The 21906-nt window shown below is 50.6% G+C and carries 17 protein-coding genes; 6 read left to right on the top strand and 11 right to left on the bottom strand.

All coding sequences use genetic code 11. The annotated features are described in order from the left end of the window. The first annotated feature begins 2 nt into the window (after nucleotides 1-2). The 6 genes from ACFPDR_RS01330 to ACFPDR_RS01305 all read left to right on the top strand — a co-directional run bounded on the left by ACFPDR_RS01330 (nucleotide 3) and on the right by ACFPDR_RS01305 (nucleotide 4862). Nucleotides 3-833, top strand: a complete 831-nt coding sequence (locus ACFPDR_RS01330) for an ABC transporter permease (RefSeq protein ID WP_088451903.1) — start codon at nucleotides 3-5, stop codon at nucleotides 831-833. Continuing rightward, nucleotides 830-1345, top strand: coding sequence for a nitrous oxide reductase accessory protein NosL (locus ACFPDR_RS01325; RefSeq protein WP_060185426.1), 516 nt, complete (start codon nucleotides 830-832; stop codon nucleotides 1343-1345). Before ACFPDR_RS01330 ends, ACFPDR_RS01325 begins: the two co-directional genes overlap by 4 nt. 32 nt (nucleotides 1346-1377) lie before the next feature. Continuing rightward, nucleotides 1378-2385, top strand: a complete 1008-nt coding sequence (locus ACFPDR_RS01320) for an FAD:protein FMN transferase (protein WP_376910271.1) — start codon at nucleotides 1378-1380, stop codon at nucleotides 2383-2385. Between the two features lie 89 nt (nucleotides 2386-2474). Next, entirely contained in the window at nucleotides 2475-4046 is a 1572-nt protein-coding gene (gene pgi, locus ACFPDR_RS01315; protein ID WP_376910270.1) for a glucose-6-phosphate isomerase, read from the top strand. Between the two features lie 118 nt (nucleotides 4047-4164). Then, nucleotides 4165-4476: an antitoxin gene (locus tag ACFPDR_RS01310; RefSeq protein WP_060185429.1), complete on the top strand. Its 312-nt coding sequence runs from the start codon at nucleotides 4165-4167 to the stop codon at nucleotides 4474-4476. Between the two features lie 5 nt (nucleotides 4477-4481). Next, nucleotides 4482-4862 carry a PIN domain-containing protein gene (locus ACFPDR_RS01305; protein ID WP_181900204.1) on the top strand — a complete coding sequence of 127 codons (381 nt, stop codon included), beginning with the start codon at nucleotides 4482-4484 and terminating at the stop codon, nucleotides 4860-4862. 20 nt (nucleotides 4863-4882) lie between these two features. On the opposite strand, the gene ACFPDR_RS01300 is transcribed toward ACFPDR_RS01305, so the two are convergent. The 11 genes from ACFPDR_RS01300 to ACFPDR_RS01250 all read right to left on the bottom strand — a co-directional run bounded on the left by ACFPDR_RS01300 (nucleotide 4883) and on the right by ACFPDR_RS01250 (nucleotide 21883). Next, nucleotides 4883-6430 (bottom strand): LTA synthase family protein, encoded by a 1548-nt coding sequence (locus tag ACFPDR_RS01300; RefSeq protein ID WP_376910267.1) that lies wholly within the window; start codon nucleotides 6428-6430, stop codon nucleotides 4883-4885. Beyond that, nucleotides 6420-7193, bottom strand: a complete 774-nt coding sequence (locus ACFPDR_RS01295) for an SDR family NAD(P)-dependent oxidoreductase (protein ID WP_376910266.1) — start codon at nucleotides 7191-7193, stop codon at nucleotides 6420-6422. The genes ACFPDR_RS01300 and ACFPDR_RS01295 overlap by 11 nt, the downstream gene beginning before the upstream one ends. After that, on the bottom strand, nucleotides 7180-8658 hold the full coding sequence (locus ACFPDR_RS01290) for a glycosyltransferase (protein ID WP_250756229.1): 1479 nt from the start codon (nucleotides 8656-8658) through the stop codon (nucleotides 7180-7182). The genes ACFPDR_RS01295 and ACFPDR_RS01290 overlap by 14 nt, the downstream gene beginning before the upstream one ends. 15 nt (nucleotides 8659-8673) lie before the next feature. Continuing rightward, nucleotides 8674-9759, bottom strand: a complete 1086-nt coding sequence (locus ACFPDR_RS01285) for a CgeB family protein (protein ID WP_021447224.1) — start codon at nucleotides 9757-9759, stop codon at nucleotides 8674-8676. Further along, complete coding sequence (locus tag ACFPDR_RS01280) at nucleotides 9756-11072, bottom strand: glycosyltransferase (protein WP_376910263.1); 1317 nt, start codon at nucleotides 11070-11072, stop codon at nucleotides 9756-9758. Before ACFPDR_RS01280 ends, ACFPDR_RS01285 begins: the two co-directional genes overlap by 4 nt. A gap of 5 nt (nucleotides 11073-11077) precedes the next feature. Next, nucleotides 11078-12040: a polysaccharide deacetylase gene (locus ACFPDR_RS01275; RefSeq protein WP_240688318.1), complete on the bottom strand. Its 963-nt coding sequence runs from the start codon at nucleotides 12038-12040 to the stop codon at nucleotides 11078-11080. Between the two features lie 14 nt (nucleotides 12041-12054). Beyond that, nucleotides 12055-12885 (bottom strand): polysaccharide deacetylase, encoded by an 831-nt coding sequence (locus tag ACFPDR_RS01270; RefSeq protein WP_137431540.1) that lies wholly within the window; start codon nucleotides 12883-12885, stop codon nucleotides 12055-12057. A 157-nt stretch (nucleotides 12886-13042) separates the two neighbouring features. After that, entirely contained in the window at nucleotides 13043-15100 is a 2058-nt protein-coding gene (locus ACFPDR_RS01265) for a heparinase II/III domain-containing protein (protein WP_376910260.1), read from the bottom strand. 17 nt (nucleotides 15101-15117) lie between these two features. Next, nucleotides 15118-16680, bottom strand: a complete 1563-nt coding sequence (locus ACFPDR_RS01260) for a heparinase II/III domain-containing protein (RefSeq protein ID WP_376910258.1) — start codon at nucleotides 16678-16680, stop codon at nucleotides 15118-15120. A 22-nt stretch (nucleotides 16681-16702) separates the two neighbouring features. Further along, the gene (locus ACFPDR_RS01255; RefSeq protein ID WP_376910256.1) at nucleotides 16703-18520 is read right to left on the bottom strand and encodes a hypothetical protein; all 1818 of its coding nucleotides are present in this window, start codon (nucleotides 18518-18520) and stop codon (nucleotides 16703-16705) included. Continuing rightward, nucleotides 18521-21883, bottom strand: coding sequence for a glycosyltransferase family protein (locus ACFPDR_RS01250; RefSeq protein WP_376910254.1), 3363 nt, complete (start codon nucleotides 21881-21883; stop codon nucleotides 18521-18523). Between the last annotated feature and the right edge of the window lie 23 nt (nucleotides 21884-21906).

The raw sequence follows: 21906 nt of genomic DNA, 5'->3' as shown, positions 1-21906 counted from the left end.
CCATGAACCCTGTCCTGATCATCATCCAAAAGGAAGTGCGCGACGGATTGCGCAATCGTTGGGTACTGGCCGTCACCCTCTTGCTGGCCGCACTGGCTTTGTCCTTGGGTTTTCTGGGCAGCGCCCCCACCGGCAGCGTCAAGGTAGATCCTTTGACAGTCACGGTTGTCAGCCTGTCCAGCCTGTCTATTTTCCTGATCCCGCTGATTGCCATGCTGCTGTCCTACGACGCCATTGTGGGCGAGATCGAGCGCGGCACCATGTCCTTGCTGCTGAGCTACCCCGTCCATCGCTGGCAGGTTCTGGTCGGTAAATTCCTGGGCCATGCCCTGATCCTGAGCTTATCTACCGTGGTGGGCTACGGTTTGGCAGGCGTCACCTTGCAAATGGCTCATGGCGGCCTGGACTTCAGCGTCTGGACGCCCTTTCTGGCCATGATGGGTGCCAGCGTTTTGCTCGGTGCCAGCTTCCTGTCCATGGGCTATTTCATCAGCACCCTGGTCAGAGAACGTGCCACGGCAGCTGGGCTAGCCATCGGTATCTGGCTGTTTTTCGTGGTGATTTATGACATGGCTCTGCTGGGTATTCTGGTCGCTGACCAAGGTGCCATGATCACCGCTTCCTGGCTGAACATCATCCTGCTGTTCAACCCCACCGACGTGTACCGCCTGCTGAATCTGACCGGCTACGAGAATGTCGCCATGTTTGCTGGCATGGCCGGTCTAAGCGAACAGGCTCGTCTGCCTGCCAGTGTGTTGATGAGCGTTCTGCTGCTGTGGATCGCCGTGCCTTTTGGTCTGGCAAGCCTGGTATTCAAAAGAAAAGCACTATGAAAAAACTGCGCACTCTTCTGTTGCTGTGCCTGGGTCTGATACTGGCTGCCTGCGGCCAACCGGAACAGGTGCAAGCCCCGCCGCCTCCCGTCGTCCAGATCCCACAAACAGCTGTAGGCCACTACTGCGGCATGTACCTGTTCGAGCATCAAGGCCCCAAAGGGCAAATCCTTCTGCGCGAACGCGAAGCGCCGCTCTGGTTCACTACCATACGCGAGGTCTTTGCCTACACCATGCTGCCTGAAGAATCCAAGGCCATTGCCGCCACCTATGTGCAAGACATGGCCCAACGCAATCAGGACGGCCAGTTCCCCGAAAAAGCCTGGATACCGGCACAAGATGCCTGGTATCTGATCTACAGCCGCTACACCGGTGGCATGGGCACCATCGATGCCCTGCCCTTTAGCCAGGAGCAGGCCGCCAAGGACTTCCAGCAACAGCATGGCGGCCAAGTGGTTCGCTTTGCCGAGATGCCGGAGAACTACATCTTTGGTGCGGTCGCGCTGCCTTGAAACGCTTATCTTCCTGATCCCAGGTATTTGCCATGACTTCTACTCCTGTTTCCCGCCGTCGTTTTATCGGTATCGTGGCCGCGACCAGCGCCCTGACTTGCGTGCCCTGGGCCGTCAAATCGATGCAAGCAGCCACTACCCCACTCAGCTCCTGGCAAGGGGTGGCTTTAGGTGCGGACGCACAATTGCATATTCACCATCCCGACCCGGTTTTCGCACAAACCCTGATCGATCAGGCCCTGTCCGAAGTGCGACGGCTGGAGCGAATATTCAGTCTGTATGAACAAGACAGCGCCTTGCGACGCCTGAATCGCGATGGCTATCTGAAGCAAGCCCCCGGCGATCTGACGCGGCTGCTGCTGGAGTCACAACGCCTGAGTGAATTAACGAACGGAGCCTTCGATCCCACAGTGCAGGTGCTCTGGGATCTGTATAGCCAAGCGGCTCAACGCAACACTAAAACGTCCCTTCCTGATGCTGCCGAGATCAAGCAGGCGCTGCAACAAGTGGGCTACCAGGCCATCCACATTCAAGGTGACACAGTCCTGCTACAACACCCCGGCATGGCCCTGACCCTGAACGGGATTGCTCAGGGCTACATCACCGATCGCATCACTGAACAGCTGAAACAGGCAGGCCTGGAGCACGCTTTGGTCGATATGGGCGAGATACGCAGCCTGGGCACGGCTCCGGGAAATCGTCCCTGGCGCGTCGGTCTGGCAGGCGATCAAGCAGAGCCAGCCAGCTTGTTGAATCTGGATGTACACAATCAGGCAGTCAGCACCTCGTCAGGAGCAGGCACAGCACTTAGCCGGGATGGCTCCGTCACCCATCTGTTCAACCCCGCCAATGGTCAGGCCCGTCCTTTGTATCGCAGTGTCTCTGTCGTGGCCGGAAATGCCACCATTGCCGACGCCCTGTCCACAGCCTTTTCCTGGATGTCGCCACCAGAGATAGCTCGGGTACTGGCTGGCGATCCTGGTTTGCAGGCATGGGTGCTGCCCTACGATGGTGATCAGCTAGTACGGATGCACTCGTAAACACCAAGACAAACCCGCTTACCGGCAGACGCTCAAGCCCGATAAAGCCTCGTACAATGGCGGTTTCGTCTACTGCAGGCCAAAACCCCATGCCCCTGAACGCTGAAACCCTTCCCTCTGCCGCCCCTTTACCCGGTCTGCCAGAATGGACCGGGTTTTGCGAGGCAGCTCACCAGTCTGATCGATACGCGTTGGACCTGCATTGCCTGAAAGCCGCAGGCTTGCAAGTGGACTTGAGTGGACAGCGGCATTCGCCGGAACTTCAAGCAGCCGGAGCCGCTCTTTTAGCAGCCCGCCATTTCGACACGGCACGCAAGCAGTTGCTAAACGGCGGCATCGTCAACGGCACCGAACAACGCGCCGCCTGGCACAGCGCCCTGCGCGCCCCCGCCCCCACGGCGGAAGTTGCCAAGGAACGCGAGCGTATGAACGAATTCGTACGCGTCGCCGACTCCGAGCGCCGCTGGCGCAACATAATCCATATTGGTATTGGTGGCAGCGACTGGGGCGTGCGCCTGTCCCTGGCGGCCTTTGGCTATCGCCACAGCTGGCGCAACGTACGCTTTCTGGCCAATATCGACGGCCATGCGCTGGAACATGCCTTGTCGGGCATGGACCCTCACGACACCCTGATCGTGATCGCCTCCAAATCCTTCACCACGACCGAGACTCTCAAGAACGGACAGCGGGCCCTGGAATGGCTGCAAGCCGCTGGCGTTGCCAACCCCTACGAACAAATCGTTGCGGTCACCGCCCGCCCTGAAACGGCCTCCAACTGGGGGATTCCACAAAAAAATGTCTTCCAGTTCTGGGATTGGGTAGGTGGCCGCTTCTCCCTGTGGTCGGCAGTCAGCTTAACCACGGCCTTAGCGGTTAGCAGTGACGTGGTGGCCGGCATGCTGTCAGGCGCTGCAGCCATGGACCAGCATTTTCAGGAAGCCCCCATCGCCTCCAACGTGCCCGTGCAAATGGCACTGGCTGGCGTGGTCAACCGCAGTGTGCTGGGTTATGGCTCACTGAACATTTCCCCCTACGACTTCCGCCTGGGCAATCTGGTGCCCTACATTCAGCAACTGGATATGGAGTCGCTGGGCAAGTCCGTCACCACCAGCGGTGAACCGGTTGGAATCGCTACCGGCGCAGCCGTCTGGGGACTGGCCGGAACAGATGCACAACACACCTTCTATCAGTGGCTACACCAGGGCAGCGATGGCGCTCCTGTGGACTTTATTGTGTGCCAGCAGGCGGATCACAATCAGGTCGAGCACCATAACCTGCTGCTGGCGAACTGTCTGGCACAGCGCGAAGCCTTGATGCGCGGCAAAACCTACGAGCAGGCCCTGGCCGAGTGCGAACAACAAGGTCTGGGCGAGCAGGCTGCCGAACTTGCCCACCATCGCGTGCACTCGGGCGGCCGCCCTAACACCCTGATTGTGTTACCTCGCCTGAACCCCTTCTCGCTAGGCGCCCTGCTGGCCTTGTACGAGCACAAGATATTTGTGCAGGCCTTGATCTGGGGGATCAACCCGTTTGACCAATGGGGGGTGGAGTACGGGAAAGTATTGGCGAACGGGATTTTGCAGGAGCTGTCGGGAGAGAAAGAAAGCTCTGCTGAACATGATGCGTCTACTCGGCATTGGATAGAGGTTTTCAAGAACTAAGGCTGTCCACTTAGCTGCCCCTGCCCAACCTCATTATCTATCAAAGACCTAGGGCACTATTTTCTCATCAACCTCCACGTGTATACTATTCGTATATACCAAATCCATGGAGGTAACTATGCGTACAAACGTAAAACTACCCGCCAAGAAAGTTCACCCCACCAGCAAGACAACAAGCGTGTTCATGAGTGGAAATAGTCAAGCGGTTCGTCTACCTGAAGGTTTTCGATTCGAAGGGAAAAGAGTCTTCATACGACGAGACCAGGAGTCTGGTGATGTCATTCTGTCCTCAAAGCCAAGAGGCTGGGATCACTTCCTTAATGTTGCCGCTAATAATGACCCTGCTGAATTCGAAGGTTTCCTGGAAGATCTGAACAGAGATCAAGACCCCGCCCCCGAGAAAGATCATTTCGCAGGGTGGGAAGAATGATCTACATGCTAGATACCAATGCTGTTTCCAATGCTGCCATGAACAGAGGCAAAGTAAGAGAAACTATGCTGGGACACAGTCCCAGCAATATTTTTGTATCTAATATTGTGCTCGCTGAGCTGATGTATGGGTTTGCCAAAAAGTCCAGACCCACCTTGCAGGCGACAACAGAAGCCCTGCTAAGCACGATGACTGTGCTGGATTGGGACGATTCCGTTTCCGATGTTTATCCGGCTTTCCGTGTAGCCATAGAAGCCAAAGGTCGCTCGCTCTCGTATATGGACATGTTGATTGCAGCCCATGCCCATTCAATAGGGGCCATCTTGGTGTCCAGCGATGCGGGAATGCATAACGCCCTGGCAAGCAATGTTGTTGATTGGTACTAGGACTACAGTAGACAAAGCGTCTACTGGCTCATCAATCCACTCGCGCCCATCCACTCCCGTGCCAGATCATGAATCGCCGCATCCCGATGCGGCGTTCTTGTCTGCCCCTGTGTAGAGTTCCAGATAAAGTAATCCACATCCCCACAAGGCGTACCCAGCGCCGCGTAGACCGAAGGCATGATGGGAACGTGGTCGCCATACCAGCACAGGCTGGCAGGCCTGTCCGACGAGATCAAGGCTCCGCGCAGACGTGTAAGCATGGCATCGGCATTGCGAATATGGCGCAAGTAAATCGTCAAATCGTCGCAACCTGGTGGAGGTGGCTGATGGTACAAGGCCTCGATATCACCCGCTGCAACCTTTTCCAGATGCAAAGGCCCGTGATTCTCCATCGTAATCACGTGTATGAATACCGGCCCTGTAGCCTGCTCCAGCAAACTGGCGACTTTATCCGCCACCGCCAGATCGCCAATATAAGGGCCTGTACGTTCCACATCCGCAAAGGCCTTGATGTCCAGAAACTCGTCAAACCCAAACAGCGGAAAAACACGGTTGCGCTGGTAAAAACTGGCGGGATAAGGGTGGATACAAATCGTGTGGTAACCCTGCTGCTTCAACCAGGAAGCCAAAGTCGCCACTGACCATCCTGCACATACCGCGCGATAGGGGTTGAAGCGGTGCACGCCCAAAGCGCTGTTTTCAATACCGCTCAAGAAGGAAAACTCCGAGCGCACGGTATTCGCGCCCCAAGCGGGGACCTGCAAGTATCCGCTGGCAACCGCTTCAGCTTTGAAGCGGTCAAACTCCGCCAGAATTTCTGGTCGAATCCCGTCAGAAATTCGCCGGGCATCAAAGAAAGACTCGCTTTGTATGGAAACCAGATGCGGCAGCCCCCCCAAGGAATCCGCACCGGACAAAACAGACGCAGACGTTGGGGCAGCATTTTCAAAAGGAGAGGACAAGCTGGGGCGCTCTCGCCCTTGCTGCCAGTAACGCCAGAAGCTGGCTAACAGCCCCAAGGCCTGCACGTCCTGCTCAGGTGCAATCTGCACCATCAAACGCGCACTATTGCCCCAAAGCAGCAAGCACAGACTCAGCACAGCCAGCAGCGCCAAGGCTCCCCATTGCGCTGTCCAGGCAGCCCGCAAGGCAGGCACGGCCTCCAGCCACAAGCCAATCGTCAATGCGGCAATAAAACCCGCTGCTGCCAGAAAGAACTTCCCCCACCCCAGAAAAGGAATGTAGAGCCGAGGATGACGAATCGCATCCGTGAAATACTCGTAGTCCTGAAATACAAAAGCTTCACGCAAGGCCTTGAACTTGGCATTGCTGACCACGACCAGCAGCAGGAAAAAAGCGCACAGCAAGGCCGTGGCAAAGATAGGCCTTCCCAGCACAAGAACCAGCGCGACATATGCTAAACCGTACAGGCCTATGTGCAAAGCCCAGGCCGCTGCAGGACGACGCAAGCTGGCTGCTGTTTGCAGGAAACGCTCCAGACCGACTGTCAGGGCCAGTCCCGACACGGCAGCCAGGATTGCAGTCCAGAATCCGGGCTCAAGCGTCATAGCCAATCTTGCTCAGAATAAAGACAGACACTCGGGCGGGCAGCACGGCGAGGAACCAGCAACCAAGGTTCAAAGGAAACGGAAAGCTGATACGCGCTTTGTTGGCTTTCAGGCCACGGGCAATACGCTTGACTGCTCTTTGCGGGGTCCACAGAAACGGTTTGGGGCCCGGCATGGCATCGCACATGGGCGAGCTAACGTAGCCTGGCATCACCACATTAACCTTGATTCCTTCCGGAGCCAGCCAACCACGCAGACCTTCACCATAAGCTTTGACCGCCGCTTTGCTGGCGCTATAGGACGGCGTGGTGGGCAGACCAAAGTAAGCGGCCAAGGAGCTCATCAAGACGATCTGACCGCGCCCTTTCGCCCGCATGGCGGGCAGCACAGATTGCACGACTCGCAGCGAGGCCTTCACATTGATATCCAGCAGCAGCTCGGTATCTTCCCAGGCCTCCGGCTCGCCATTGGGGCCTACATGGATATTCATACCCGCATTCACGATGACCAAATCAAAGGCTGCGCATTGCGACAACCAGTCATGCAAGGCATCCAGATCACGCAAATCCAGCTGATGCGTCTGTACCTGCGCACCCGCCTGTCGGCAGCGCTCGGCCAGAGATTCCAGAATCGCAGCATTGCGACCATGCAAAGTCAGCTCTGTACCGGGCTTGGCGTAGTAAAGCGCCAGCTCGCCACCAATGGCACTGGTGGCACCGGTAATCAGAATCCGTTCCTGCTCTGCTGGTTCAGCGACGCCCACGCGCTCTCCTTTCTTGGAAGGACCAGTACAAAACCATGCCAAAGCCTACACAAACCGTCGCATTCAGAGGAATCAACAAATAGTTGCCCATACGTATGGCCACATACAGGGCCAATGCTGAATACAGGAAAGTGAACACTTCACCAATTAGCAAATACAGATTGATGCGGGGCTGTCTAGCCACCTTCTCGCCCTCCCCTTTGGGGGTACGATTAAATTCCCCGTAGACCTTGAAGGCGGCTCGCACACCACCGACAAAATAATACCAAGCCATGGGCGGGAACATGGCAACATACAAATAGGTATGCCACAAGGTGCCCAACACCCCCGGCCTGTCATCAAAACGTGCTCCCTTGCGGGCACCAAAAGCATTATTCAACGCCCAGACAGCGACCAGCAAAAAGAATAGCGGCGCGCCCCACTGCAAGACGACATGGTCAAAATTCAGCAAATAATTCAGCGGCAGGCTTAGCAAGATCAGGGCATAAATCGACGCCAGCATGACCGATGAAAACATCATGGAAAACGCATGCATGCGCTTCATCAAGGGCATGTCCTGCTGCCACATCTGCCCCAGATGCTTGAAGGCACTATGAATCAGCCCCCGCCCCCAGCGCTCCCGCTGCACACGGAACGCGCTGATGTTCTCGGGCAAGGTGGACATGGACACCACATCGCGCAAATAAGCGTATTTCCAGTCACCAAACTGAGCTCGATAGCCCAGGTCCACGTCTTCGGTAATGGTAGAGGCATTCCAGCCCCCCAGGGCTTCCACGCAAGCGCGTCGCCAGACACAGGAACTGCCACTTAGCGAGGCCATGTCCCCGTCTTCACTCAGCCCCACCGTCACATACTGCTGGTGGCCCATCTCCATGGCCTGAAAACGGGTCAGAAAAGAATGATCGCGGTTCTCATAGCCAATACCCGTTTGCAAAAACCCCAGCTTCTCGTCCTTGAAGGGGGGGATGGTTTTCTGCAGAAAATCGGCAGGTGGCAAGAAATCCGCATCGAAGATCGCAAAAAACTCGCCCTGGGAATGCTGAATGCCATGCACCAGATTCCCGGCCTTGTAGCCTGCACGATCAGCACGCTGAATGCGGCGAATGGGCACACCTTGCCGAGCACACTGATCCACCTTGTTCTGGGCCAACAGCGCAGTCTTGTCTGTTGAGTCGTCCAGCACCAGAATTTCCAGCGCGGACACCGGATAATCCAGACGACAAGCCGCATCGATCAAACGCTCGACAACAGCGGCCTCGTTATAAATCGGTAATAAAACGCTGACCTTGGGATACCAATCCTGCTGCAAGGAGGCGGACGTCTGCACCAGCTCGCTTAGCTTACGACGCTCCACCCGTCGCGAGATCAGCAGTACCCGCAGTTCCAGAACCACGTACAGGGCAAAGGCCCCCACAACCAACAAGAACAGCGCCTGAATCAGGTACGCAAAAATGCTCACAATCATGGAAACAAGCGCACCCTAGAAGCCGACCACATCAGCCAGCTCCTGGAGGCGATGCTCCCAGGTGTGGAACTGACGCACATACGCCGCCCCCGCCGCCGCACGCTCGCAATCCTGCGCGGTGGGGCCCTGGCGCAGACGTGCAAACAACTCAGTGGCCTGCTCACGGGAATGCACCACGTGGCAGAAATCGCGGAAATAACGATCCACCGCACGACCGGGATTAGTCACCGCAATGCCCCCACTGGCCAGAATCTCCAGCAAGCGGCGCGAGCACATGGTGTCAGAATCCGTGACCGAGTTCACGTTCAGGCACATCACATGTTCTTTGTAGATACGCCCCGTCTCGCGGTGCGGAACCTGACCATGAACCTGCACATGCGTCGAGCGCGGAAAGCGGAATTCGATATGCCGGGACAATCTGTCGTGATTTCTGTCGTAGGCATTAAGCTGCATCTGCGCATCCTCACAGGCCCCGAAAATCATGTCCAGAAAACGCCTACGTTCACTCAGGATACGGCGGTAATAACTACCCGTAAAACACCCTTCCTTGCGTGTGAAATCAAAGCCCGTGAAGTTATGAAACGCAGGCTGATACGGCATGCTCAGGGTGTTCACAGGCACATCAGGGTTCAAGCGAGCGCGATAGCGCGGCAGGCAATCACTGTCCGTGGTGAACACATAATCAAAGGCCTTGGCCACATCAATGAAGTGCTCGAAATACGCCCCGTCATCCTTGTTCCAGAACACCGTGGGCACACCCTGATCCTTAGCGAACTGCACCAGCTTGTAAATCGTGCGAGGCGTACGCAAACGGATCAGTCGCGACTGCTTGGCCAGCTCGTAGCGCCACGCGCCACCCAGCCCATGAAACACGGACTCCACAAAAAGCAGATCAGGCTTCCAGGAGGAGATGACCTCCTCGTAATTGCGCGGGTTAAGAATACGGATAGAGCATTCGGCTGACAGGCAGTCTGCGGTGAAGTAATCCGAGACCAAGGCTACTTTCAATTGTCCAAACTGCCCCGCGGGCTTGCCGTCTTCACTGACGGTTGGGTGCGTGTAGATGCGCGCCCCCAAAGCCCGGATTGCGCGACCAATCATGAATTAGCCCCGGCCGGCAAAGCATGCACCACAAAGTCAGCCCAACTACGACGCTGCGTGGCCTCTTCACGTGCCAAGGCACCATCCTGGGCCAACACTTCCGGACCAGCCTGAAACGTTTCCTCCAGCACACGAGCCAAGTCCTGCACATCCCCTGCTTTAAAAAAACGCACCGAACGGCAGGGACCCACTTCATCCTGAAACACCGGCAAATCTGGCACCAGAACAGGCTTGCCCATCGCCATCGCCTCAACCAGCTTGATGGGGGGCACAATACGGCACACCTCAAAGGGACGACGAGGAATACATACCAGCGCGGCCTTGGCCTGTAAGGCGCGAGCCTCCTCAGGCGAGACCCGACCAGCAAACAGCACATGCTTTTCCATACCCAGACTTTGCACCTGAGCCTGCAACTGAGCGCGCGCCTCCCCATCCCCAATAATGGTCAGGGTCACATCCTTGCCACGGCCTGCCAGATCCGCCACGGCATCAATCAAGACGTCCAGCCCTTCATAAACAATCAGGGATCCAGCGTAGACAATCGTGTTGGGCTGCACATCCTGGGCAGCGCCAGGAGTAAAGCGCGAGGGGTCGACACAATTGGGCATCAGGCCCATGCGTGCCGGGTCAACATTCCAATGCTCGCGAGCGTACTGCCCCAACTGCTCGGAAATCACAAATAAGCGGTCTGCCTGACTGGCAACCAGACCTTCCAGCTCCAGACCCTGCTTGAAGCCCTGCGAGTCACGGAACTCCGGCATGCGGGAGGCTCGGCTCAGCTCCCACAAGCCACGCATTTCATATTGGAACGGAATGCCTAACTGGCGCGCTGCGATCAAGGCTGGCAAGGCATTGACGTGATTAGAGGCGGCATGAATGACGGCGACACGCTGTTTGATGGCTTCCTGAGCAATGGAAGCGGCAGCTTCTATGGCGAACTGCATGACGGGGCGCTTGTTGGAAGGATTGCGAGCATGTGCGTAACGCACCCCATCCACCAAGGTTTCATCCTGCTCGGCATCCACCAGTCTGTCTTTACGATCCCATGGATAGCCGGGACGAGTCAGCACGCAGATATCCCCGCCTGCCGCTTGCATGGCACGGATAATCTCATGGGTTCGGGTAGTGTAGCCACTGATGTGATACGGCAAGGCACTAGCCGGCACATACAGCAAACGTCCTGGCACGGGTTCGTAAGGTGTCTGGCGACGCTGACCGCGTCGGGTTTGCCGACGCACAGTAAACAAGGTCAAACGCCGGCTCAAAGCCATCCAAGGCTCGCGCACCAGCCCACGCCATAACTTAAAGAACATGTTCCTCAGGCCTTTTTCTGAATTTTATTGTCCGGTTCTGCCTTCAGCTCTGCCAATGACAAGTCCACCGTATCAGGCACAACAATTTTTCCGCGAGCCTTCAAATCCAGAAACTCTGCCGTCGTAATCACGTCATAGTCCTTAGTCAGACGGGCCAGCAATTTGCGATACCCCTCCATACGGCTATCGTCACGATACTCACCCAGACCATTCTCGTCCCAGAACAACAAGGACCAGGAATGCAGCAAGAAAACCGCAAATGAAGGGTTGCCGCTAAGCGTATTCAACAACAACTGCCCCCACCAGGGGCGGAAGCGGAAATAGCTGGACTCTGGGTAAGTAAGGCGAGCCCACCATTCAGGCTTGCCTACCTTACCTAAAATCCGCTTCTCGGTCGTAGGCACTTCGATCACGCCGTTGGACCAAACAAAAGGATTATTTGTGGGTTTGCTGTAAACACACTGATTATTGTGGACAGCGCATACAGAGTTATTGAAGGACAGAGGAATGCCCACTGCCTTCAAAGCACGAATCGTATCCGCATTCCAGCGGAATGAACCCGCCCGATGAGCCAGAACCGGCTTGCCTGTTACCTCGGACATCACACCTGCAAAGTGCCTGAACACAAACTCTGCACGGGCCTGCTCGGTGTACTGGTTCATATACTGCGGACGGTTCGACAAACCATGCTCTTTCCAGAAGCTGTCGGGCAAGTACTCCGGGTGGGTATGCAGTTGTACATCTTGGCCTTGCTCATCCAGCCAACGCACCACTTCTTTCAGCTCGTCAAGACGGGAGTAAGCCCCGCACAAGTCCGTAAAGAACACATGCTTGACGCCGAACTCGTCACCGATCTTGCACATTTCGGCCACCCCGGCCGTACCCTTTGGAAATCGCCCCCAGATCAGACGATTAACATGGTCGTCAGAGGCCCGCTTTGGCAGCGCCTCTGTGTCGACCGTAATCATTGCGTAGCGATCCCTCATACCTGTGTTTCTACCTGCTCTAAGTTAACTGTTCGCGAAAGACGGATTTTACCCCGCGCCTGCAGATCTAAAAAATCCGCTGTGGTGATCACGTCGTAATCCTTAACAACTCGTTGCAAGAACAGGCGGTAACCCTCCAGCAAGCGGTCGTTGGTGTACTGGAAATGACCGTTTTCATCCAGGTCCAACAAGGACCAGGAGTGCATCAACACCACCGAGACCTTGGGCAAGGACCACAAGGGATCCTTCCAGAAAGTCGTAGGCCGCGAACCATATTGAAAATAAGAAGATTCCGGATAAGTCAGGCTGGACCAGCGATCTGGTTTGCCCCCCGGTTCACCGGGCTTAAAACGCTCTGTGACCGGCACTTCAATCGTTCCGTTCGACCAGGCGTAAGGCAAGCAATCAGGCTGGCCTGTGGGGCAACGCTTTAACAAGGCGGCCCGCATGGACTGGTTGAACGACAAAGGAATGCCAACGGCCTGCAAAGCACGGATTGTGAGGGCATTCCAGCGAAACGAGCCTGCGCGGTGGGCGAGGATGGGTTTGCCTGTGACATCGGAGATCAGCTTGCCAAAGTGCCGAAAAACGAATTCGGCACGAGCTTGGTCCTTGTATTGGTTCATCAAACCGGGACTGGGAGGCAAACGATGTTTAGCCCAAAAAGACTTGGGTAAAGTTTCAGGATGGGCATGCAATTGCACATCCTGACCCTGCTGATCCAACCAGCGAACCGCTTCCAACATCTGAGGCTGCTGCGCAATCGTGGCACACAAGTCCACAAAGAACACATGCTTGGCACCGAACTCGTCACCAATGGAGCTCATTTCACGGATGCCAGCAGTTCCGGTGAGATGCTCACCCCAGACCAAGCGTTGGACGTGATTGTCCTCTGCGCGCCTAGATAGAGCTTCAGTATCTACGGTCAGCAATGTATAACGGTGTTTCATCAAAATGCCAAATCTGCAAACCAAGAGGATTCTTTCACACTGATACTACTCTCATAACTCTTCGATCTGGATTCGCTTTTTCTCGCACAAAGCCATGCACTTTCAATGAGGAGTGCCTACACCCAACTGGTATATCCAAGACAACTCGGTCATCCGGTCCATACCACTGAGCTAGCACCCTCTTCCCGTCAGCCATCAAATAATACGCATACTCAACCTCACCTGAAAAGTGCACGGGATTAGCCCTGCAAATCGCGTAGACAGAATGTTCTCTACGCCATGCCAGCACTCCCACAGGCTCGTGCTCCGACGGCAAAAAGCTCACAGCATGTTCAGCCATACATTTGCAATTGCCCAACGAAACGCGCGTTCCATCAATCTCAAAAGAGTCTTGATTGATACTGAACACAGGAGGCTGCGATTTTCTGGAAAACACCCACCAGACCGCTATATTCTCAGGGGCTAAAACGCTCGGACACACCGTTTGCTGCCCACGGGATCCCGGCAATCGCTGCAGGTCTCGCAGACCCAGTGCCATCTGCGGGCTCATGACATGCAACTGATCACTAGGACTTTCCTCGGACTGCAAACTCATCCCCCCAGGGGACATCCCCCAAAATAAAGAAGGGTGCCCGTGCCAATACCAGCCCAACCTCAAAGGAGCGTCTGATTGAACAAAATCACACACAACAACATGCTGGTCCCGAACCAGCCAAATAGCACGCCACACCCGTAGCGCTCTAGCCTCAGGAGGATAGCAATCAGTCAGATCCAAGATGACAAACTTAACCTGCAACGAGGAGTTGGGGAGACATTGAAGTATTTGTTTACCCTTTTTAAAACTCTGCCCTACTCCATTAATTACAGGAGAGTTATGCGCTGTATATCCAACCGTAAACTCCCGCTCTGAGCTCTCTGCATACTGTTGGTAGCCAGGGTCATCAATCCACCACCTTTTACTCAGCCCTAGAACTAGGGAACCATTGTCTCGCTGTATGTGCCCCATAGAAGAACGGTTAAGTCCGACAGCCACCGCCAAGGCATCTACCTCATAGCCAGAGCGCAGCATCACGACATAATTAGTTCTTTCATCATTTAGCAAAGTTTTCGTATTGCCTTCCATCGTCTTCGTATATGCCAGAACTCGCAAAGCATCAGTTCTCAATTGCTTACAATCACATAAAGATAACGCCCAAGCTAAAGCAGGGTGAGGTTGGAATCTTTGCAATTTAGCAATAGCCGACCATACAAATGACATATGAAATGGCTCCACATCTCCAATCGGGGCCGTATTCATTATGTCACCCGGAGCAGAAAGTGAGATTGCTTGATAGCAGATTCGATATAACTCGGGATGATTCAAAAAATCGCTCTGCACAATAGAGGGCTGCTCTTTCAACCAATCCAGAAAAAAATCAAGAACATATCCATCATAAGAAACCCCTTCCGTGTGACCATCCTGCCTTGAATCCAGAACCGCCTTAAATAAAATATTTACTTTGCCATTTAAATCAGAAGAAGAAGGATGTTTAACAGCAGTCGCAGCAAGGGCAAGTACAACAGTGCCAATCACTGCTATATTATGCAAATACCGATCACGGTTTGATTGCCGTAAAATATCCTCAGGGCTCTCTATAAACTGATACTCCACCTCATAAACCGGAAGCCCAATAGAAACCGCCCTCTCCAATCCAACAATCAATCTAGAACGAAAATCTTTACTTATATAACTACAGCTAGTTAATACTGTATTTAAAATACGTACAATATGAGAAAATTTTAAATCCAGCCTAGAAGAGTAACGGTAATCCGGCAAAGAAATTAACGCATCGACATCCCTTTCAAGAAAATCAATACAATCCTCAAAATCGAGGAAGGAGAACACCCTATCTTCTAAAGCCCAAAGAACCCAAATCTCATAGGGATAAGAAGATTGAAAATTCCTAATTTTCAAAAAATCGCCTTTTCCCAGCGAAGCAAAAGGTATATCAAAAGCTAGCTTTCTTCTTATCCTATAAAAATCCACAAATAATTTTTTATTTTTTTTGTTTTTCTGCGCTCTATCTTTTATTGACAAAAAGTAGTTATTCACAATAATTCGCCAAAAAACTACATTTTAAATATAATTTCAGTAATCACCTCAGAAACACTTGCGTCATATTCGATAACTAAAACATCTATTTCGAATTTATCATTGTAGCTCTTACTAGCCCAACCAAATCCAGCTTCTTCGCCACTCCTTATGGAAATGGAACTAAAGTTATTTTGCGGTTTTAAAATAGCTAGCAAACTTTCATTTTTTTTCAGAGAAATAATGCCATCTTCAAAAACAGCTTGTACATCTTTACCAAAATGAAATCTCACTTCAGAATTCGAAGAGGTTTGATTATGAACAGTATCATGAAGAAGTAATCCACATTCCGGCTTATACAACAAACTCCTGGAAAATGAAAAATCTTCTGATTTCTTCACGGAGCCTGACAGCCGGTAAAAGCTCTCTCCAAGCTCAATAGGGTCGATGCTAGCAGCACCCAAAGGTATATCTTTGGGGAGAAAAACACGGTCACTCAAACCAATAACATTATGGGCTTTATCTGAGACAAAATAATCACGCCAAGCACCATACTCGTACGTGTATTTACCAGGATCAGTAATCAACTCCTGGCCTCTTAAGAACACGATGAAAGAAAGATGATCTGCATGTGCATGAACATAGCTGCTGTTCGTAGCATGAAAAAGAAGAGAAAAACTATCTAAAACATCAATACGTGGATGCGTCCTAACAGCGATATAGCCAGAAGGACTAAGATCCTTGTGCACATGCTTAACTCGTGACTCAACAGGATCAAATGGGCCTGCGCTTTTTATAGGCTTCCCCTCCCCCTCAGAGTCCCCTACTGAATAGTAATCACCATCAATACCTGTTAGCCAACCAGTAATAGCTGAACCTTCGCGAATAATATTATTTATCTTCTCATCCAAACCAGGAAAAACCCCACACCTCATTCTAGACAATAATTCAACATTGTAACCGTGATAAAAGGGCGAGTTTTCAGTATTCACCGAATATTTATCAAAACTAAGTGAGATAAGATTTTCCAAGATAGAACTACAGTAGCTAAAAAACTCTTTATCTCGACCTATAGATAAAGACAAAATCCTTAACCCCATGACCTGATACAAGGCATGATTACCAGCTGTAATATTTTTCTCACATGATAAATTATCTATATGCTCAGCCGCCAAATCACTCAGCAGAAGCAAAGAATCATCATCAAGAGGTAGAATGTTTTTTTTATAAAGCTCCAAGAAAAACCCTAATATAATAGACCTAAGACCTACCGCCATATCGTACCAAAGAAATTGGCTTTTTTTATCTTCTGACTTTTTATAAGATTGCCAATCCTTCACATACTCAATCGCCTCTATTAAATATGAAGCATCAGAGCTTAACAAAAACTTACTAAAAAATGGATTTAAAAACCGCCAAGAATGCAGAGTAAACTCTACATTTCTATCAGGATATCTCCACTTAAAGGGCAATGCTAATTTAATGGGCTTAACACCTGGACGAGGAACAAAACCTTTCACCTTCAATTGCTCGTAATCACCACCAAGTATAAGCCTATACTTTAGTTTTATCTCTCTTAATGTCACCTCATCAATACTCATAATTAGCCACCGCCCTATTTATTTAAATTATTTTTTCTTTTATAGAAAAACTTGAATTTCTTACAACCTGAACAGCACTTTCCGTCTTAACCAAAACCAATCCAGCTAATGACTTGTTAGCAACAATTTTTTTATATAAATAATTTTCTAATATATCCCCTACCAAGCCCGCGTCTCTCAACAATTCTATATTTGATTTGATTCTTCTCAACACGTAGTCAGCTACTACTCTACTTTCAACAGGAGCATTTATATCCTGAGTAATACTACGCCGTTCCCTCAACTTGTTCCCGTACACTGCTCCACCAACAGATTCGGCCATCATACGTAGCCCAATCTCTGGACTAGATTCTGTAACTTCCCGCTCCCACCAGCCCGACTGATAATCAAACATATTTAAATCAGGCCGACATTCATTGATAATATCAAATATGAGCTTCCCGCTCTTTTTCAAATTTAAATCTATTTTATTTGCAGCCCAATAAAACTCAGGCTGAACTAACGGTAGGCAAATAAATCTTCCGTTTTTTGCCGCCCTTCTCTGAATACCAAAATGCCTACTATTCCTACGCAACAGATACCTATTATTAAGTATCTCTTCAACATTATCCCCAGGAATCTTCTTCATGTCATGCACAAAATAATCCATTGCCGACACGAATCTAGCATCCCTAGGCAATCCTTTCACTAATAATCTAAAGATCTTTGATAAATCAGTTTCAACAGATTGAGCAATATTCTCAAAATTAACCTTCCCATCTGCAACCCGAAGCAGACGATCATAAAGCTCTGATTTTCTTAAAACCTCTCCTCCCCCACCCATAACATCGAGATAACAGTTAGCACCCCCTCCCTTTATATAACTTGAGGAGGGGTAAAAATAAGCAAAATAGTTATTTGAATTATGAGACATCCAATGATTTAAGGAGTCATCAAAGCTACAATAAACTCGTTCCCTAAAATCTGAACCAGCTGGCGTAATTTTATAAAAATTTCCGATAAAACTAGCTATATTAAAATCAGTTTCTACTGTTTTCCTAGACTGTTTATTCTCTATTAAATCAGGATCTTTTGAAGTCAAAGAAAGATCCTTATGACCCATTGCCGCTAAATAAATAGCAAGACAAGTTCTTGAATCTTTTCCGCCAGACATAGAAATTAATTTTTTACTTGCATCAATATTAGTTGATATATTTTTTATTTTTGAAACAGCTCTTTCTATACCTATTCCTAGGAGATCTTTATAACTTGATTTTCTATCAACAAAAAGCATTGACGCTTGATTTTTTTTTATAAAAACATCACTCCTACTTACTATAATTGACTCACCAACACCCAATGTTTTTATAGAACCACAGCTAGTATCATCCGAATAGGGATGATTAAAAAACAAGTCGCAAGACCCTAATGTTGGAAGAAGGAAATCTGAGTCCAGATTCAAATTAGCCTTATTCCTCCTTAAAAAATAAACCAAATAATCAAATCTATTACTTATTGCGAATACGCCCGCACTATTATTTGCAGGCAAAGTGTAGAAAAGCCGATAAAAACCCAAAAAATCTGTATTGATCTTTATTTCTTGCTTTTCTTTATTAAAAATTAACTTAACCCATGCTCCTTCGGATTGATCCCCGATTAAATTTTCGAAACCATCCTCATCAGAATCAATCGCAAAACCAGACAAGCGATCTATACGGATTTCTTTTCCATTTACCAACCCATCCGCAAATAGCAAGTTTTCTTTTCGAGAAGAAAGACTAAAAAAATCGTGAAAAGAGAATAAATCCTGCACTGGCTTTGATATCAAAAAACCATCTAGCTCCATAAAACTATGGTCCATCTAATTTTCCATCAAATCAATTTCTTGATTAATCATATTTTTAGATTCGCTTTGAGAGCGCACTCGTTTCTGTGCATTCCAAGACAAACGAGAGAACTGTTCTGGCGCATGATACAAATCTTCAATTGCTGCTGCCAAGCCTACCGCATCCTCACTAGGCACTAGAACACCACATTCTAGATCAACAAACTCGGGCACCGCCGAAACCGCGTTGGTAACTGGCACCAACCCTGAAGCCATCGCCTCATCCCGAGACACTCCTTGTGAATCACAGCGTGTTGGCACCAGAAATACCCCATATTTTTTATGTAATGTCGCGATCTCAGACTGAGTCAAAAAACCTCTCTCTACATGGACATTAGGAAACTCATACAAAGGAGCTACTGTTTCTTCAAATAGCTCTCCATCGCCAATAAAGTGAAACCGTAAATCTTTGAAAAAAGGTTTTTTGCTCAAATACTGCACAGCTTTCACGCTAAGATCATTCGCATAGGCACGCGCTGTATATGGTCGGATAGACAACACATACTTGCGCTGCTCAACATCTTTCCCATGATAGGAAAACAGCGAAGTATCAATAGCGTTGTGGATAATGCTGTACTTGTCTTTAGGGAGATTAACCCCAAGGTCGGAGAACACTTCTTCTGCAAAGTACTGGGACACAAAAACAATATGTAAATTAGGGTGCGGAGCCTTAAAGATATCGCGCCAGAATGCATTGCGTTGCTCCCCCAGTTTTTTCCGGCGGGTAATTTCCGATTCTGCAAGTCCCTCGAACTCAAACTGACGACGTTCCCAAGCCTGGATCTCAGACCCATGCGCCCAAACAGTAACTCGGACAGTGTCCAGATACTTCTGCAGAACGCGCCACATATTGCTATCAAGGATGTGCACCAGCACATGGCGGATCTGACCGGTAGCCAGTGTGGCATCAAGCAAGTCGGCATCGCCATTTGCCACATCGATCCCTTCAAATTCACGATAGCCCGCGGGATCCTTACTGATTCGGAAAATATCGACGATCCGCCCTTCACGCTTGTAAGCACGAATCCGACTGTGCAGGAATCCATATCTATACAAGTCATCATAGGCCGGATATTGCTTGGTCAAGACAAGATACGGAGATCGACAAATAATAGCGGCAGGCCGTTCCGCATTGCTCCCCAAAACCAGCCGCTCAATCAACGCATCGCCCCTTCCTTCAATGCGCAAGCCAAAACGAATCTGAGTGCAATGGGCAGGAATAGCAAGCGCATGTTTGTCACCTGCATGATTCATCTGATGGGAGATTTTCTTACCGTCTTTATCCTGAAACTCAAATACGGTCTTAACAGCCAAATTGCCCTCGCAGCAAAGCTCAAACTGGCTATTAAGCAGCAAATTCATTTCCTCACGTGTTTTGACCCTCTTGGCATATAAATACACAAACTGTCCAGGCCTCAACGTCGAAACTATCCGCAAGCGATTCTCGTGTACACCGAGACTCACCCCCTCGCGAGCCGCCAGCATAGTGCGTAATTCTGTCGCACTGATTTGAGGTAAGTTACTGCTATCTCCTCCAGCTAAGTAGGAAGCAGCAGGTAACCGTGCCGATGTCTTCGCCAGATGCTCAGAAAATGACACGCCCAGATCAGCTAAAGGCAGATCATCCACTTGCCTGTGCAGCTCAACCGACAAAGCAGCACCATTCGCAATGTAATTGAACTCGTCAATCGCCAATGCCTGTTTCAAATCGAACCTAAACTGCCCAGGTTGATCCAACATCTCGGCCAGCCACCCTTGTGGCAATGCCGGCAACCTAGCGACACCGCTACGGGCGCTTACTGAATCCACGTAACGATATTGTCCGTTGGGAGACTCCAATACAAGCCCTCCATCTTTGGCCTTGTAATGAGTGGACTTACCAAACGCGGAGGCACTGCTGTAGGTACTGGCCAAAGCCAAATCAGTCAGATAATGCTCGCCATAGTAGTCATCCTTACTCCACTCGCCTACCAACGCTCCCGGATCCACCGTACGCAGATGATTAAGCAAAGTATCTGCAGTCTCATGCTGGGTGAAGTCAGCAGAACTAGTCTCTGGCTTTGGCAAACTGCACACAATATGCAGTTGCTTGTATGGATACGCTTGGCGTCGGAAAGCCTCCACCAGACTCAGCACATCTGCTTGTGTCGATGCGGTCGCGATCAACACAACAGGTGGCAACGGAGGGGCGTAAACAGTATTCGTCAGCTTGGCGCGTATATAAGCCAAGCGATGCGAATAGGTATGCTCCCCCATTACCTTACGCAGACCCAGCAAACGAGTTTTACGGTAAATAACGTCGTCTTGAACAACATCCTTCAGCCAGTGCGTCAATGTTTCAGGCTGATCTGATGAGGCCACCAGATCGCCAAACAGCAAACGAACGCCTCTGGAAAAATTCGATACTACAACCGTATTCGACGCAAGCAACTCAAACACTCTTCGTGCAAACATCGTCTGTGATTGCTTGATCGTGTTCATATTGATGCCGTAGCGATAGCCTTTATAGGCTTTATCAATTTCAGCGAACGGCAACTTGCCCAAGATCATGGGCTTGTACTCATCAGGGAAAGTGTAATGTGGATGGGGGTTATCCGCATTGCGATCGTAGATCTCAACTGGGCGCAAATCCTTTACTGCGTTAATCAACGCAGCAAAGTCTCGCTGGCGCTCTGGATACCGAAGATAGTAAGAGCCCGCGAAATTAAAGGCGTCTTTACGATCAAAGATTTCGATTGGATTATGCGTTTTGGGCTGTGCCGCAAAAGGTAAAAAATAGACCTGTTCATGGCCTACGTGAGCCTTGTACTTGGGTACACAATCAATATCTGTCGTAAACACATAATCCACTTGCTTGGCCAAAGGGATAAAAGTGCCAAAGTGCACCGGGTCCTCTTTATTCCAAAACAAAGTAGGCACGCCATTACGCTTGCACCAATCAATGCAAGCGTTAATTTCCGGGCCATTTGTACTAATCTTCAGTTTCCAGAGCTGCTCGAATCCCTGCCAGGCTGACTCAATAAAAAGTATATGTGGCTTAAACCTTTCTAGCTGCTCAATGCAGTGCTCGGGATGCAACTGCAACAGCTCACACTCCGGGTCGTAAGAGTGAAAAGTAAACTCATCCATCACCCCTGCCACACGCAGCTGCTTAGCTGGCAGGCTGGCCAATTCTCCTTGGCCTAGCGAAGCACCTAAACGTGACTGACATAGAGCCAAATTTGCAGCAAAGAACTGGTGTCCCAACTGCTCCCCCAGCTCTTTATAAAGGGTCATCGCCTGTGCGTAATTCTCATCGCGAAATGCCCGCGCAGCACTACTTACTTTTGATTGCAACATATCAGCCTTTTCTGCTTTCCTAG

The organism is Alcaligenes sp. GCM10023179 (assembly GCF_042653705.1).
Classification (GTDB): domain Bacteria; phylum Pseudomonadota; class Gammaproteobacteria; order Burkholderiales; family Burkholderiaceae_B; genus Alcaligenes; species Alcaligenes phenolicus.
Note: the sequence above shows the minus strand (reverse complement) of the source record. Positions and strands in the feature narration are given on the sequence as shown.